Source organism: Pseudomonas sp. LD120, assembly GCF_009861525.1.
Lineage (GTDB): Bacteria > Pseudomonadota > Gammaproteobacteria > Pseudomonadales > Pseudomonadaceae > Aquipseudomonas.
Map to the genome: position 1 here is coordinate 107,390 of NZ_WVHL01000003.1, position 14,933 is coordinate 122,322.

12 protein-coding genes are annotated in these 14,933 nt (G+C 63.0%); 11 read left to right on the forward strand and 1 reads right to left on the reverse strand.

The window, feature by feature from the left end:
* Nucleotides 1-69 precede the first annotated feature (69 nt).
* The 4 genes from guaB (at nucleotide 70) to PLD_RS06735 (ending at nucleotide 4,351) form a co-directional block, all read left to right on the forward strand.
* Nucleotides 70-1,539: an IMP dehydrogenase gene (gene guaB, locus PLD_RS06720; protein WP_159891038.1), complete on the forward strand. Its 1,470-nt coding sequence runs from the start codon at nucleotides 70-72 to the stop codon at nucleotides 1,537-1,539.
* A gap of 104 nt (nucleotides 1,540-1,643) precedes the next feature.
* On the forward strand, nucleotides 1,644-3,221 hold the full coding sequence (gene guaA, locus PLD_RS06725) for a glutamine-hydrolyzing GMP synthase (RefSeq protein ID WP_159891040.1): 1,578 nt from the start codon (nucleotides 1,644-1,646) through the stop codon (nucleotides 3,219-3,221).
* A gap of 324 nt (nucleotides 3,222-3,545) precedes the next feature.
* Nucleotides 3,546-3,824, forward strand: a complete 279-nt coding sequence (locus tag PLD_RS06730; RefSeq protein ID WP_159891042.1) for a hypothetical protein — start codon at nucleotides 3,546-3,548, stop codon at nucleotides 3,822-3,824.
* A 5-nt stretch (nucleotides 3,825-3,829) separates the two neighbouring features.
* Nucleotides 3,830-4,351 carry an AlpA family transcriptional regulator gene (locus tag PLD_RS06735; protein ID WP_159891044.1) on the forward strand — a complete coding sequence of 174 codons (522 nt, stop codon included), beginning with the start codon at nucleotides 3,830-3,832 and terminating at the stop codon, nucleotides 4,349-4,351.
* Between the two features lie 11 nt (nucleotides 4,352-4,362).
* Here PLD_RS06735 and treR read toward each other — a convergent pair whose 3' ends face one another.
* A complete protein-coding gene (treR, locus tag PLD_RS06740) occupies nucleotides 4,363-5,067 on the reverse strand; it encodes a trehalose operon repressor (protein WP_159891046.1) in 705 nt (234 codons plus the stop codon).
* Between the two features lie 231 nt (nucleotides 5,068-5,298).
* Between treR and treP the strand changes: the two genes are divergently transcribed.
* The 7 genes from treP (at nucleotide 5,299) to tadA (ending at nucleotide 14,911) form a co-directional block, all read left to right on the forward strand.
* The gene (gene treP, locus PLD_RS06745) at nucleotides 5,299-6,741 is read left to right on the forward strand and encodes a PTS system trehalose-specific EIIBC component (protein ID WP_159891048.1); all 1,443 of its coding nucleotides are present in this window, start codon (nucleotides 5,299-5,301) and stop codon (nucleotides 6,739-6,741) included.
* Nucleotides 6,742-6,801: 60 nt separating this feature from the next.
* Nucleotides 6,802-8,448: an alpha,alpha-phosphotrehalase gene (treC, locus tag PLD_RS06750; protein WP_159891050.1), complete on the forward strand. Its 1,647-nt coding sequence runs from the start codon at nucleotides 6,802-6,804 to the stop codon at nucleotides 8,446-8,448.
* A 111-nt stretch (nucleotides 8,449-8,559) separates the two neighbouring features.
* Nucleotides 8,560-9,783, forward strand: a complete 1,224-nt coding sequence (locus PLD_RS06755) for a carbohydrate porin (protein ID WP_159891052.1) — start codon at nucleotides 8,560-8,562, stop codon at nucleotides 9,781-9,783.
* A 60-nt stretch (nucleotides 9,784-9,843) separates the two neighbouring features.
* Nucleotides 9,844-12,381, forward strand: a complete 2,538-nt coding sequence (gene ptsP / locus PLD_RS06760) for a phosphoenolpyruvate--protein phosphotransferase (RefSeq protein ID WP_159891054.1) — start codon at nucleotides 9,844-9,846, stop codon at nucleotides 12,379-12,381.
* Between the two features lie 2 nt (nucleotides 12,382-12,383).
* Nucleotides 12,384-12,674, forward strand: a complete 291-nt coding sequence (locus PLD_RS06765) for a PTS transporter subunit EIIB (protein WP_159891056.1) — start codon at nucleotides 12,384-12,386, stop codon at nucleotides 12,672-12,674.
* Nucleotides 12,675-13,046: 372 nt separating this feature from the next.
* The gene (locus PLD_RS06770; protein WP_159891058.1) at nucleotides 13,047-14,423 is read left to right on the forward strand and encodes a multicopper oxidase family protein; all 1,377 of its coding nucleotides are present in this window, start codon (nucleotides 13,047-13,049) and stop codon (nucleotides 14,421-14,423) included.
* On the forward strand, nucleotides 14,423-14,911 hold the full coding sequence (gene tadA, locus PLD_RS06775) for a tRNA adenosine(34) deaminase TadA (protein ID WP_159891060.1): 489 nt from the start codon (nucleotides 14,423-14,425) through the stop codon (nucleotides 14,909-14,911). Before PLD_RS06770 ends, tadA begins: the two co-directional genes overlap by 1 nt.
* Nucleotides 14,912-14,933: the final 22 nt, after the last annotated feature.

The following is a 14,933-nucleotide window of genomic DNA, read 5'->3' on the forward strand; positions in this document are numbered from 1 at the left end:
TACATTGAGCCCGGGTAGGTGTCTGAGTATAATGGCGCGCTTCCATTTTCCCGCCCGGGAGCCCCCGCGATGCTGCGTATCAGCCAAGAAGCCCTCACCTTCGACGACATCCTCTTAGTGCCCGGTTATTCCGAAGTACTGCCTAATGAAGTCAGTCTTAAGACCCGTTTGACCCGTGGCATCGAGCTGAATATTCCACTGGTTTCCGCCGCCATGGACACCGTCACTGAAGCCCGTCTGGCAATCGCCATGGCTCAGGAAGGTGGCATCGGCATCATCCACAAGAACATGACCATCGAGCAGCAAGCTGCCGAAGTGCGCAAGGTCAAGCGTTTCGAAGCCGGTGTGGTCAAAGACCCCATCACCATCGAAGCCGACGCCAGCGTGCGTGACCTGCTGGAACTGACCAGCATGCACAACATTTCCGGTGTGCCGGTGCTGCACAACGGCGACCTGGTGGGCATCGTGACCTCCCGCGACGTGCGTTTCGAAAGCCGCCTGGACGTCAGTGTTCGCGAAGTGATGACGCCTAAAGAGCGTCTGGTCACCGTCAAGGAAGGCGCCGACAAGACCGCCGTCCGCGAGTTGCTGCACAAACACCGTATCGAACGCGTACTGATCGTCGACGACGCCTTTGTTCTCAAGGGCATGATGACCGTCAACGACATCGAAAAAGCCAAGGCTTACCCGCTGGCCAGCAAGGACGACCAAGGTCGCCTGCGCGTTGGTGCGGCGGTCGGTACCGGTAAAGACACCGGCGATCGCGTTGCTGCGCTGGTCAACGCCGGTGTGGACGTGGTGGTGGTAGACACCGCTCACGGTCACTCCAAGGGCGTGATCGACCGCGTTCGTTGGGTCAAAGAGAACTTCCCGCAAGTACAGGTGATCGGCGGCAACATCGCCACCGGCGCTGCCGCCAAGGCCCTGGCCGAAGCGGGCGCTGATGCGGTCAAGGTCGGTATCGGCCCTGGCTCGATCTGCACCACCCGTATCGTCGCCGGTGTCGGCGTGCCGCAAATCAGTGCGATCGCCAATGTTGCAGCGGCACTGGTCGGCACGGGCGTTCCGCTGATCGCCGACGGCGGTATTCGTTTCTCCGGTGACCTGTCCAAGGCCATCGTGGCCGGTGCGTCCTGCGTGATGATGGGCTCGATGTTCGCCGGTACCGAAGAAGCCCCGGGCGAGATCGAACTGTTCCAGGGCCGTTCCTACAAGGCTTACCGTGGCATGGGCTCCCTGGGCGCCATGTCCCAGGCCCAGGGCTCTTCCGACCGCTACTTCCAGGACTCCTCCGCGGGTGCCGAGAAGCTGGTGCCGGAGGGTATCGAAGGTCGTGTGCCGTACAAGGGCACCCTGACCGCGATCATCCATCAACTGATGGGCGGCCTGCGTTCTTCCATGGGCTACACCGGTAGCGCCAACATCGAAGAAATGCGCACCAAGCCGGAGTTTGTCCGCATCACCGGCGCCGGCATGGCTGAATCCCACGTCCACGACGTGCAGATCACCAAGGAAGCGCCAAACTATCGCGTAGGTTGATAGTGATCGTCTCCAGGCCCAGGCCCGGAGGCGATTGACGAATTTAGTAACCGGGGCTGTGTTTTTCAGCCCCGTGTCGTTTCTGAAATTAGACGAGACTGACCATGGCCCTCGACATTCACGCCCACCGCATCCTGATCCTCGACTTCGGTTCCCAGTACACCCAACTGATCGCCCGCCGCGTGCGCGAGATCGGTGTCTACTGTGAACTGCATCCGTTCGACATGGACGACGAAGCGATCCGCGAATTCGCCCCCAAAGGCGTCATCCTCGCCGGTGGTCCCGAATCCGTGCACGAAGCCAACAGCCCTCGCTGCCCACAAGCAGTGTTTGACCTGGGCGTACCGGTCTTCGGCATCTGCTACGGCATGCAGACCATGGCCGAGCAACTGGGCGGCAAGGTTGAAGGTTCCGAACTGCGTGAATTCGGTTATGCCCGGGTTGACGTGGTGGGCAAGAGCCGCCTGCTGGACGGCATCGAAGACCACGTCGACGCTGACGGCTTGTTCGGTCTCGACGTGTGGATGAGCCACGGTGACAAGGTCACCAAGATGCCAGAAGACTTCCACATCCTGGCCAGCACCCCGAGCTGCCCGATTGCCGGCATGTTCAACGACGACCTGCGCTATTACGGCGTGCAGTTCCACCCAGAAGTGACCCACACCAAGCAGGGCGGTCGTATCCTGTCGCGTTTCATCCTCGATATCTGTGAGTGTGAAGCGCTGTGGACGCCGTCGAAGATCGCTGAAGATGCCATCGCCAACATCCGTGCACAAGTCGGCACCGACAACGTCCTGCTGGGCCTGTCCGGTGGCGTCGACTCCTCGGTCGTGGCGGCCCTCCTGCACAAGGCCATCGGCGACCAGCTGACCTGCGTTTTCGTCGACAACGGCCTGCTGCGCCTGCACGAAGGCGAGCAAGTGATGGCCATGTTCGCTGAGAACATGGGCGTCAAGGTCATCCGCGCCAACGCCGAGGAGCAGTTCCTCAATAACCTGGCCGGCGAGTCGGACCCCGAGAAGAAGCGTAAGATCATCGGCCGCACCTTCATCGACGTGTTCGATGCCGAATCCTGCAAGCTGGAAAACATCAAGTTCCTGGCCCAGGGCACCATCTACCCGGACGTTATTGAGTCGGCTGGCGCGAAAAGCGGCAAGGCCCACGTGATCAAGTCGCACCACAACGTGGGCGGCCTGCCGGAAGAAATGAACCTCAAGCTGGTTGAACCGCTGCGCGAGCTGTTCAAGGACGAAGTCCGCCGTCTGGGCCTGGAACTGGGCCTGCCGTACGACATGGTCTACCGTCACCCGTTCCCGGGCCCGGGCCTGGGCGTGCGCATCCTCGGTGAAGTGAAGAAGGAATACGCCGACCTGCTGCGTCGCGCCGACCACATCTTCATCGAAGAACTGCGCAAGGCCGACTGGTACCACAAGGTCAGCCAGGCATTCGTCGTGTTCCAACCCGTGAAATCCGTCGGCGTGGTCGGCGATGGCCGCCGTTACGCCTGGGTCGTGGCCCTGCGCGCGGTGGAAACCATCGACTTCATGACCGCCCGTTGGGCGCACCTGCCTTACGAGCTGCTGGAAACCGTCAGCGGCCGGATCATCAACGAAATCGAAGGCATCTCCCGCGTCACTTACGACGTGTCGAGCAAGCCGCCGGCAACGATCGAGTGGGAATGATCGGGGCCGAGTGATCGGCGCTTGATCCACTGGCTTTAACCAATGGCGATCGGGACCTTCGGGGATCGATCGCCATTGTCGTTTCTGCGGAGATTGAATCCGTTACACATCGGCATTTGTGTTGCAGAACCTTTAGAAACGCTGCTTTTTCACCTTCCGGCAATATCACGTAAGACATGTTCGGCGCTCTGCCCCGGGCTTCTCTCTACCCTTGGGTCTCCCCCCGCTGTTTTTGCTGCGGCTTGTTCGTGGCGCGGGTTTGATCGGATTGCATAAGGTTGTCAGTTGACAACCATGTATGACTGGCGATACTGGAGGCTATGGATGGCTCGTGCAATTCATCCCAAGAAGGACATTGAGATGGCCCTGCGCTACGCCGAATGGCAGGGCTGGTGCATCGAGGTTGGCGGTGGTCATGCCTGGGGGCGGATCTACTGCCCGTACAACAACGAAGTGTGTCGCTGTGACGAGTTCTGTATCACCAGTGTCTGGCGTACGCCGAAGAACCCGACCCAGCACGCCCGGGCGCTATGCCGGGTGATCGACAACTGCACCGTGAACCAGATGCGTGGGGCCAAGGCGCCGGCAGCCCGTCAGGAGTAAGCACCATGGAATACCTGTTCACCCTCAACTATCTGCTGCCGCTGGAGGGCTGTGATCCGCTGCAATTGGTGGAGCGCCTCGGTGCGGCGGGGTGCACTGACGCCCTGGTCGGCACCGGCCTGGCCGGGCGCCTGGCCCTGGAGTTCAGTCGCGAGGCCGAGAGTGCCGAGGCGGCGCTGCTCAGTGCCCTGGGGGATATCAAGCGGATCATCCCCGAGGCGCGGCTGGTGGAGGTCAGCCCGGATTTCGTCGGCCTCAGCGAGATCGCCGAGATCGTCGGGGTGTCGCGGCAGAACATGCGCAAGCTGATGCTCGGCCACGCCGACAGCTTTCCCCTGGCGATCCATGAGGGCAGCACCTCGCTGTGGCATCTGGCGGAGGTCCTGAGCTGGCTGGACAGCAAGGGCGGCTACCCCCTCAAGCACCCGGTGATCGAGGTGGCGCGGGTGGCACAGCAGGTGAACACCGCCAAGGAGTCGCAGCGCATCGGCCCCCTCAGTGGTGAACTGTTGGCCCTGTTGGGCTGACGGGGCAGGGCTTAGCGCCGGGCCACGTCGGAGAAGTAGAACTTGTCCAGGGTGTGCCGTGATTCGGTGTATTCGAACTGCCGCCCGTCCTGCAGAAAGGTCTGGTTGCTCACCACGATCACATGACTCTGGCCGTCCAGGTCGAGCAACTGCTGGTCGTCCTTGCTTCGCGGACTGGCCTCGATGGTGCGCTGGGCATAGCTGATGTTCAGTTGCAGGGTCTGTTCGATGTAGGCGTAGATCGAATGCTCAGCGATCTCTCGGTCCAGCCCCGGAATCAGCTCGGCGACGAAATGGTTGATGTCGAGAATCACCCGCTTGCCGTCGATTCGCCGCACGCGCTTGATGCGGGTGATCAGGCTGCCTTCTTGCGCCTGCAGGTGATTGAGCAGCGCGCCTTGCAGGGGGAACTGGCTGAACTCCACCACCTCGGTGCTGACGTCATCCCCCAGGCGCGGATAGGTTTCCTGGAAGCTGACGATGCCGCCCAGCTGAAACTCGATGGGATTGGGCGAGAGCACGAAGGTGCCCTTGCCATGGATCTTCTGCGCGAAGCCGCGCTCCTGCAGCAGTTCGATGGCCTTGCGCACGGTGCCGCGGCTGGCCTGGTAGCTGTCCATCAGTTCGCTTTCCGAAGGCAGCCGGGCGCCACGCTCAAGACGTTCGGTGGTGATGCTGGCAAGCAGATCGCTGTAGATCTGGTTGTATTTGCTCATGGGATGGCTCTGTGCCGGACTGTGCTCAAGGCAGGCACCTTAAGGGCTGGACGGGGCATTTGTCCATGCGCCCGGGCCAGGCTTCCCCAGGCGCAAACCGCCCGGCACAAGGCGGTGGCGGAAGAAAATTTCAAACTCGTCTGTACGAGTTGTTGATTTAACTCGTACAGACGAGTAATTTGCCCCTCGGCGTGCTGCCAATAACAAAAAACCTCAGGTGGAAGAACAAGCATGAGCCACGACTATTCAACGATCGCCAGCGAGTTGCTGCACAGCCTCGGTGGTGCCGACAACCTCGAACAGGCGGCCCACTGCGTGACCCGCCTGCGCCTGGCCCTCAAGGACCCGAACCTCGTCGACAGCGCCAGCCTCAACCAGATCGACCTGGTCAAGGGATCGTTCTTCACCGGCGGCTTGTTCCAGGTGGTGATCGGCCCGGGCGAGGTGGAAAAGGTCTACGCGGCCTTGCGCGAGCAGACCGGTCTTGCGGCGGCGACCATTGCTGATGTGAAAGACAAGGGCGCGCAAAAAACCAACGCGATGCAGCGTCTGGTACGAGTCTTTTCCGATGTGTTCATGCCCATCCTGCCGGCCTTGATCATTGCTGGCCTGTTGATGGGGGTGAACAACCTGCTGGGCGCCAAGGGCATGTTCATCGAGGGCAAGACCCTGCTGGAGGCCTACCCAGGGCTGGACGGGTTGTGGAGCCTGATCAACCTGATGGCCAACACCTCCTTTGTATTTCTCCCGGCCCTGGTGGGCTGGTCGGCGGCCAAGCGCTTTGGCGGCAGCGAGATCCTCGGCATCGTCCTGGGCCTGATGCTGGTGCATCCGGACCTGCTCAACGCCTGGAACTACGGCAAGGCGGTGGCCGGGCTGGACGGTCAAAGCCTGCCGTACTTCGACATTCTTGGCCTGTTCCAGATCGAGAAGGTTGGCTATCAGGGGCAGATCCTGCCGATCCTGCTGGCGGCCTATGTGATGAGCGTGATCGAAAAGTGGCTGCGGGCCCGGGTGCCCAACGCCATCACCCTGCTGGTGGTGCCCATCACCACCATCGTGGTCACGGGTGTGCTGGCCCTGGCGATCATCGGCCCGGTGACCCGGCACCTGGGCATCTTGATCACTGAAGGCGTGGTCACGCTGTTCGACCTGGCGCCTGTGCTCGGCGGCGCGATCTTCGGCCTGCTCTACGCGCCGTTGGTGATCACCGGCATGCATCACATGTTCCTCGCGGTCGACCTGCAACTGATCTCCACTCAGGGAGGCACCTTCATCTGGCCAATGATTGTCATGTCCAATCTGGCCCAGGGCAGCGCGGCCCTGGCGGTGTTCATCATGAGTCGCAACGCCCGGGATCGCAGCATGGCTTCGACTTCGGCGATTTCCGCCTATTTCGGTATCACCGAACCGGCGATGTTCGGCGTCAACCTGCGCTACAAGTTTCCCTTTTACGCCGCGTTGGTCGGCTCGGCCCTGGGCAGCATCTTTCTTTCGCTGAACAAGGTCCAGGCCTCGGCCATCGGTGTGGGCGGGCTGCCGGGGTTCATCTCGATCATTGTGCAGTACATCCCGATGTTCGTCATGGGCATGGTCATCGCCCTGGTGGTGCCCTTCGTCCTGACCTGCGGCCTGAGTATGAAGATCATCCGCCCCGGCTACCGCGTGGCCTGACTCGGTTCTTCAGGCGCCGGCTCGCCGGCGAGTGCCTTCACCTCTTTCCAAGGAATCCCCATGCAAGACTGGCAGCGTTCGGTGATCTATCAGATCTACCCGAAAAGTTTTCACAGCCACTCAGGGCAGGCCACCGGCGATCTGTTGGGGGTGGTGGACAAGCTCGACTACCTGCAATGGCTGGGGGTCGATTGCCTGTGGCTGACCCCGTTCCTGCGTTCGCCGCAACGGGACAATGGCTATGACATCAGCGATTACTACGCCATCGATCCCAGCTACGGCAGCATGGCCGACTGCGACTTGCTGATCGCCGAAGCCGGCAAGCGCGGGATCAAGCTGATGCTGGACATCGTGGTCAACCACACCTCCATCGAACACACCTGGTTCCAGCAAGCCCGCAGCAGCCTGGACAACCCGTACCGGGACTTCTACATCTGGCGCGACGAACCCAACAACTGGGAATCCAAGTTCGGCGGCTCCGCCTGGGAATACGAGGCCCAGACCGGGCAGTACTACCTGCACCTGTTCGATCACACCCAGGCCGACCTCAACTGGGACAACCCCCAGGTGCGCGCCGAGGTGTTCAAGATGATGCGCTTCTGGCGCGACAAGGGCGTCGGCGGTTTCCGCCTTGACGTGATCAACCTGATCTCCAAACCGGCGGATTTCCCCGAGGATCAGAGTGACGGCCGCCGCTTCTATACCGACGGCCCCAACGTTCACCAGTACCTGCAGGAAATGCACCGGGAAGTGTTCGCCGGCCACGATCTGGTGAATGTCGGCGAGATGTCCTCCACCCGCCTGGAACATTGCATCCGCTATTCCCATCCGGAGTCGAAGGAGCTGTCGATGACCTTCAACTTCCATCACCTGAAGGTGGACTACCCCAACCAGCAGAAGTGGTTGTGGGCCGATTTCGACTTCCTCGAACTCAAGCGCATCCTCTCGGATTGGCAAACCGGCATGCAGGCCGGCGGCGGTTGGAATGCGCTGTTCTGGTGTAACCACGACCAGCCGCGGGTGGTCTCGCGCTTTGGCGATGACGGCGAGCATCGGGTGGTGTCGGCGAAGATGCTGGCCACGGCGTTGCACCTGCTCCAGGGCACGCCCTTTGTGTACCAGGGCGAAGAACTGGGCATGACCAATCCGCACTTCGAGCGCATCGAGCAGTACCGCGATGTCGAAACCCTGAACATCCACCGCCTCAAGCGCGAGGCCGGCGAAGACCCGCAGGCCATCATGGCGGCGATCCAGCAGAAATCCCGGGACAACGGGCGCACGCCGATGCAGTGGAATGCCGGGATCAATGCCGGTTTCAGCAGCGCCGAGCCCTGGATCGGGATACCGGCCAACGCCAGCCAGATCAATGTCGAGGCGCAACTCGACGACGAAGAATCCGTGCTGCATCACTATCGCCGGCTGATTGCCTTGCGCCGCCATGAGGCGCTGATCCAGCACGGCCTCTATCGCCAGCTGCTGCCCGAGCATTGGCAGGCCTGGGCCTATCTGCGCGAAGGCGAGGGCGAGCGCCTGCTGGTGGTGAACAACTTCTACGGCGCCCCGTGCGAGGTCGAGTTGCCGGAAGCGGTAATCGGCGCAGGCATGCATCAGCGCCTGCTGATCAGCAACTACCCGGACCACGAGCCGCGCAGCCAGCACTTGCACCTGCGGCCTTACGAGTCCTTCGTCCTGCACTTGACCCTGTAGATACCGGCTTGCCGGCGAACCGGGCCAGACGAGCATTTTTGGCCCAGCGTATGCGTCGCCAAGCCGGCTCCGACGAATCCCAACAACACAATAAAAATAATGCGGTGGCTTATGAACACAACAATAAATCGCGCTCTGGCGGCGTCCTGCCTGTGCCTGGTCTTGCCCTTTCCGGCCCAGGCTCTGGAGTTTGCCGGTTACCTGCGCAGCGGCCTGGGGACCTCAGTCAACAGTGGCTCGCAGTCTTGCTTCCAGTTGCCCGGCGCGCAGTCCAAGTACCGCCTGGGCAACGAGTGCGAGCAGTACGCCGAGCTGGAACTGCGCCAGGACCTGTACACCCTGGACGACGGCTCGGTGCTCAGCGTCGACGGCATGGCCTCGCTCTACAACCGCTATGACCGCAACCTGAGCTTCCAGGGCGAAAACGGTTCGGCGCGGATGCCGCAGCTGTACGCTCAGTGGTCGAACCTGCCCAGCCTCAATGGCGGTTCGCTGTGGGCCGGGCGCCGTTACTACAAGCGTAACGACATCCATATTTCCGACTTCTACTACTGGAACCAGAGCGCCACCGGCGGCGGGGTCGAGGACGTGCGCATCGGCGATCTGAAATACAGCTACGCCTTCTCCCGCAAGGACAATCTCTATCAGAAGCAGGCCGTGAGCCGTCATGACTTCAACGTCGCCGGCTTCCAGACCAACCCCGGCGGCGAGCTGGAGCTGGGCCTGAGCTACCTGGAAAAGCCCGATCGCCGTGGTGCCCACAATGGCTGGGCGATCACCACCCAGCATGTGCAGCAGGGCTTTTTCGGCGGCAAGAACAAACTGGCCCTGCAATACGGCGAAGGCCCCGGCACCGGCCTGGGCTACACCGGCAACACTTATCTGGATGCCGGTAACAAGAGCTATCGCCTGGTGGAGTTCTTCGACTGGCAACTGACCCCGCGCTTCGGTGGCCAGGTGGAAGCGGTCTATCAGAAGGACATTCGCCCCGACGGCCAGGACCAGAACTGGATCTCGCTGGGCGTGCGCCCGGCCTACGCCATCACCGAGCAGTTCAAGCTGGTGACCGAGTTCGGCCACGATCAGGTGGAGGCGCCCGGGGGCACCCGCAAACTCAGCAAGTTCACCTTCGCGCCCACCTGGTCACCCAAGGGCCCGGACTTCTGGGCCCGACCCGAGGTGCGCCTGTACTACACCTATGCCAGTTGGAACGAGGCCGCCAAGCGTGCGGCCAATGAACTGGCGGCCGGTTCCGCGCTGTCCGACGGCGGTGTGTTCGGCAGCACCCGGCACGGTGCGAACGTCGGTTTGCAGGTCGAGTACTGGTGGAAATAAGCGATGCTGTCGGGGCTCGCGCTCCATCGGCACTTCAAGGAATCATTAGCAGGTGACGTCATGGCCATAACCCAACCCTTGCAATTGCTCGCGCCCCTGTCCGGGGTGCTGCTGCCCCTGGATCAGGTCCCGGACCCGGTGTTTTCCAGCCGGGTGATCGGTGACGGGCTGTGCATCGACCCGACTACCCAGACCCTCTGCGCGCCGCTGTCCGGAGTGATCAGCAACCTGCAGCACAGCGGTCATGCGCTGAGCATTACCGGCGAACAGGGGCATCAGGTGCTGATGCACATCGGGCTGGACACGGTGAACCTGGCGGGCAAGGGCTTCACCTGTCTGGTCGAGGAAGGCCAGCAAGTGGCGGCCGGCCAGCCGCTGATCGAGTTCGATGCCGATTACCTGGCCCAGCATGCCCGCAGCCTGTTGACCCTGATGCTGGTGGTCAGTGGCGAGGCGCTGACGGGGCTGGTCACCGACAGCGTGCTGGTGGAAGCAGGGCAGCCGGTGTTGCAGATCGAGCCTGCCGGCGAGGAGAACGGCGCCGAGCCCCAGGCCGAGGACGCTGAAGCCGTGTTTTCCCAGCCGTTGATCCTGGCCAATCCCCAGGGGCTGCACGCTCGCCCGGCGGCGTTGCTGGCCCAGGCCGCCAAGGGCTTTGCCGCGAGTATCAGCCTGCACCGGCGTGAGGATTCGGCCAATGCCAAGTCCCTGGTGTCGATCATGGCGTTGCAGACGGTGCAGGGCGATGTTTTGCAGGTCAGCGCCGCCGGCGAGGATGCCGAGCGGGCGATTCAGGCTCTGGTGCAACTGCTGGCTTCCGGTTGTGGCGAGAACGTCCGGGCTGCGGCGCCCGGTCTGCAGCCGGCAGCGGCGCTGGATGAGACGCCGGGGACGGTTCTGCGGGGCGTCTGTGCGTCCCCGGGTTCAGCGGTCGGCCAGGTGGTGCAGGTGGCTGAACAGCGCCTGCCGATAACGGAGTGCGCGGCGAACCCGCAGCAGGAGCGCGAAGTGCTGGAGCAGGCCTTGCGCGAAGCGGTCCGGGACCTGCAACAGCTACGGGACAACGCCCTGGGGGAGGCGCAAGAGGAAATCTTCCGTGCCCACCAGGAACTCCTCGACGACCCGAGCCTGCTGGAGCAAGCCCACGCCCTGATCGCCACCGGCAAGAGCGCCGCCTTTGCCTGGAACGCTGCCATCGAGGCCACCGCCGAGCTGTTCAAGGGCTTGGGCAGCTCGCTGCTGGCTGAGCGTGCGGTGGATCTGGCGGATGTCGGCCAGCGGGTGCTCAAGCGGATGCTCGGGTTGCAAGAGCATGCCCTGAGCCTGCCGGACCAGGCCATTCTGATTGCCGAGCAACTGACCCCCTCGCAGACTGCCAGCCTGGACACGGCCAAGGTACTGGGGTTTGCCACCGTCGGCGGTGGCGCCACCAGCCACGTGGCGATTCTGGCTCGGGCCCTGGGCTTGCCGGCCATCTGTGGCCTGCCGTCATGGGTCCTGTCGCTGGCCAATGGCACCCGCATTCTGCTGGATGCCGACCGCGGCGAGCTGCACCCGGACCCGGACCCTCAGCACCTGCAGCAACTGCAGTCGCAGCGTCAGCAGCAACGTCTGCGTCAGCGCCAGGACCTGGCCCAGGCGGCGTGGCCGGCGGTGACCCGTGACGGTCATCATCTGGAGGTCACGGCCAACATTGCCTCCCTGGCAGAGGCTGAGCAGGCCATGAGTCTGGGCGGCGAAGGCGTCGGTCTGTTGCGTTCGGAATTCCTCTACCAGGACCGTGGCCACGCCCCCAGTCCCGAGGAGCAGGCCGACACCTACCAAGCCATTGCCCGGGCCTTGGGGCCGACGCGCAATCTGGTGGTGCGCACCCTGGACGTGGGCGGCGACAAGCCTCTGGCGTATGTGCCCATGGACCGCGAGGCCAACCCCTTTCTCGGCCTGCGGGGTATCCGCCTGTGCCTGGCGCGTCCCGAATTGCTGCGCGAGCAGTTCCGAGCAATTCTCGCCAGCGCCGGACAGACCCGTCTGCACATCATGTTGCCGATGGTCAGCCAACTGGCGGAGCTGCGCCAGGCGCGCCAACTACTCGATGACGAGGTTCGGGCTCTGGGCCTGGCGCAGCGGCCCAAGTTGGGCATCATGATCGAAGTGCCTTCGGCGGCCTTGATGGCTGATCGCTTCGCTCCAGAGGTGGATTTCTTCTCCATCGGCACCAACGACCTGACCCAATACACCCTGGCCATGGACCGGGATCATCCGCGCCTGGCCAGCCAGGCCGACAGCTTCCATCCCTCGGTGCTGCGCCTGATTGCCCGCACGGTGCAAGCCGCGCATGCCCACGGCAAGTGGGTGGGCGTCTGCGGCGCGCTGGCTTCCGAAACCCTGGCGGTGCCGTTGTTGCTGGGGCTGGGCGTGGATGAACTGTCGGTGAGTGTGCCGCTGATTCCTGCCATCAAGGCCCGGGTCCGGGAACTGGATTTGAGCGAGTGTCAGGCTTTGGCCGCAAGGATCATCGACCTGGAAGACGCAGTTCAGGTACGTGAATACCTGCAACAGCAGCACGTCGCCGCCGACTCACTGATTCTGGAGAACTGAAGATGTTCGAGAGATTGCAACGGGCGTTCTGGAAGGCCCTGACTCCAGACCTGATCCCGGATCAGCCGACCGCCTCCAAGGCCTGCGGCCGTACTCTGAATGAGGCGATGCTGGCGGCGTTGGGGGGGCGCGCCAACATCAAGAGCCAGCAACCATTGGCCCTGACCCGGCTGCGCCTGGAGTTGCATGATCCGCAGCTGCTGGACAGCAGTGCCTTGCGCGTGGCGGGGGTGCCGGCCGTGATGCCCCTGGCCGGTGGCGTGGTGCATCTGTTGTTGGGGTTGCAGGGCTGAAGGCTTTTTCGCCGGCACACCGGGCTCCAGCACAGGCTGCGTGAAAACGTCGCGAGTGAAGGCAAAAAAAGGCGAAGAACGGCCGGGGGGCGCGTTCGACTTTAGGAGCCTAAATGAGCATTCCGATCGGACTCGCGTCCGAGCCTGTTTTTAACGCAGTAGTTTTCACACAGCCTGAAGCCTGAGCAAGCGCCATGTAACCGGCGCCAGGTCCTGGCTGGCCGGCGAACAGGCCCTTGAAAGCACACCCTGCTTCCCCACCCCGTCTGCGTCCCGTCGCCGCGTAGGCCTTACTGTTTCTCAACTGCGGGTGTATCGTATTCGCCTTTTGCGGGCCAGGGCCCGCTGTGCATACGTGAGGTAGTTGAGTCCATGTCCTTTACCCGTCGACAAATACTCGGTGGTCTGGCCGGTCTGGTAGTGGTGGGCGTGGGAGCGGGCGGCGCCTCGCGTTACTGGCTGGGGAAAATGGCCGACGCCGAAGCGGGCCACGACTACGAGCTGATCGCCGCGCCGCTGGACGTGGAACTGGTGCCAGGGCACAAGACCGAAGCCTGGGCCTTTGGCCCTTCGGCGCCTGGCACTGAACTGCGGGTGCGCCAGGGCGAGTGGTTGCGAGTGCGCTTCATCAACCACCTGCCGGTGGCCACCACCATCCACTGGCATGGCATCCGCCTGCCGCTGGAAATGGACGGCGTGCCTTACGTTTCGCAACTGCCGGTATTGCCCGGCGAATACTTCGACTACAAGTTCCGCGTGCCGGATGCCGGCAGCTACTGGTATCACCCTCACGTGAGCAGTAGCGAAGAGCTGGGGCGTGGTCTGGTGGGGCCGCTGATCATCGAGGAGCGCGAGCCTACCGGCTTCAAGTACGAGCGCACCCTGAGCCTGAAGAACTGGCACGTGGATGAAGAGGGCGCCTACATGCCGTTCAGCGTTGCCCGGGAAGCCGCGCGCGGTGGCACCGCCGGGCGCCTGTCCACCATCAATGGCGTGTCCCAGGCGGTGATCGACCTGCCGGCGGGGCAGATCACCCGGGTGCGCTTGCTCAACCTCGATAACACCCTGACCTACCGCATCAACATTCCCAATGTCGAAGCGCAGATCTACGCGCTGGATGGCAACCCCATCGAGCCGCGCCCCTTGGGCAAGGAATACTGGCTGGGACCGGGCATGCGCATTTGCCTGGCGATCAAGGCCCCGCCGGCGGGAGAGGAGCTGTCGTTGCGCAATGGCCCGGTACGCCTGGGCACCTTACGTTCGGTGGCCAACAGCGATGCGCCCACCGCCTGGCCGCCAGCGTTGCCGGCCAACCCGGTGGCCGAGCCTGATCTCGACAACGCTGAGAAGCTCAACTTCAATTTCGAATGGGTTGGTTCGGTCTCGGTGAACGTGGACAATGGCAAACCGCCGAGCCTGTGGCAGATCAACGGCCAGGCTTGGGACATCACCGACAAGACCTGCGCCGACCGGCCGATTGCCACCTTGAAACAGGGCAAGAGCTACATTTTCGAATTGAAGAACATGACTCAGTACCAACACCCGATCCACTTGCACGGCATGAGCTTCAAAGTCATCGCCTCGAATCGCAAGAAGATCACGCCCTACTTCACCGACACCTACCTGCTGGGCAAAAACGAGCGTGCCCGCGTGGCGCTGGTGGCGGATAACCCCGGGGTCTGGATGTTCCACTGCCACGTGATCGATCACATGGAAACCGGGCTGATGGCCGCTATCGAGGTGGTGTGATGCGGCAGATTCGCCCGGCGCCGATCATCGACCGCAGTCGTGACCAGGACTTCATGCGCGAGGCCCTGGCCCTGGCCACCCAAGGCGCAGCCCTGGGGGAAGTGCCGGTGGGCGCGGTGCTGGTGCTGGACGGCCAGATCATCGGCCGTGGCTACAACTGCCCGATCAGCGGCAGCGACCCCAGTGCCCACGCCGAGATGGTGGCGATCCGCGCGGCGGCCCAGGCAGTGAACAACTATCGCCTGCCCGGCAGCACCCTGTACGTAACCCTGGAACCTTGCAGCATGTGCGCCGGCCTGATTGTCCATTCGCGCATTGCCCGCGTGGTGTACGGCGCCCTGGAGCCCAAGGCCGGCATCGTGCAGAGCCAGGGCCAGTTCTTCACCCAGGGGTTTCTCAATCATCGGGTGCTGTACGAAGGCGGGGTGCTGGCCGAAGCGTGCGGTGCGGTGTTGAGCGAGTTCTTCAAGGCGCGCCGAGCGCGCTGATCTCAAACCGGTTCGCGGCTTT

What these genes read in the sequence shown, in the direction of transcription:
- guaB (WP_159891038.1), top strand. Translation starts at nt 70, where the DNA reads ATGCTGCGTATCAGCCAAGAAGCCCTCACCTTCGACGACATCCTCTTA.
- guaA (WP_159891040.1), top strand. Translation starts at nt 1,644, where the DNA reads ATGGCCCTCGACATTCACGCCCACCGCATCCTGATCCTCGACTTCGGT.
- PLD_RS06730 (WP_159891042.1), top strand. Translation starts at nt 3,546, where the DNA reads ATGGCTCGTGCAATTCATCCCAAGAAGGACATTGAGATGGCCCTGCGC.
- PLD_RS06735 (WP_159891044.1), top strand. Translation starts at nt 3,830, where the DNA reads ATGGAATACCTGTTCACCCTCAACTATCTGCTGCCGCTGGAGGGCTGT.
- treR (WP_159891046.1), bottom strand. Translation starts at nt 5,067, where the DNA reads ATGAGCAAATACAACCAGATCTACAGCGATCTGCTTGCCAGCATCACC.
- treP (WP_159891048.1), top strand. Translation starts at nt 5,299, where the DNA reads ATGAGCCACGACTATTCAACGATCGCCAGCGAGTTGCTGCACAGCCTC.
- treC (WP_159891050.1), top strand. Translation starts at nt 6,802, where the DNA reads ATGCAAGACTGGCAGCGTTCGGTGATCTATCAGATCTACCCGAAAAGT.
- PLD_RS06755 (WP_159891052.1), top strand. Translation starts at nt 8,560, where the DNA reads ATGAACACAACAATAAATCGCGCTCTGGCGGCGTCCTGCCTGTGCCTG.
- ptsP (WP_159891054.1), top strand. Translation starts at nt 9,844, where the DNA reads ATGGCCATAACCCAACCCTTGCAATTGCTCGCGCCCCTGTCCGGGGTG.
- PLD_RS06765 (WP_159891056.1), top strand. Translation starts at nt 12,384, where the DNA reads ATGTTCGAGAGATTGCAACGGGCGTTCTGGAAGGCCCTGACTCCAGAC.
- PLD_RS06770 (WP_159891058.1), top strand. Translation starts at nt 13,047, where the DNA reads ATGTCCTTTACCCGTCGACAAATACTCGGTGGTCTGGCCGGTCTGGTA.
- tadA (WP_159891060.1), top strand. Translation starts at nt 14,423, where the DNA reads ATGCGGCAGATTCGCCCGGCGCCGATCATCGACCGCAGTCGTGACCAG.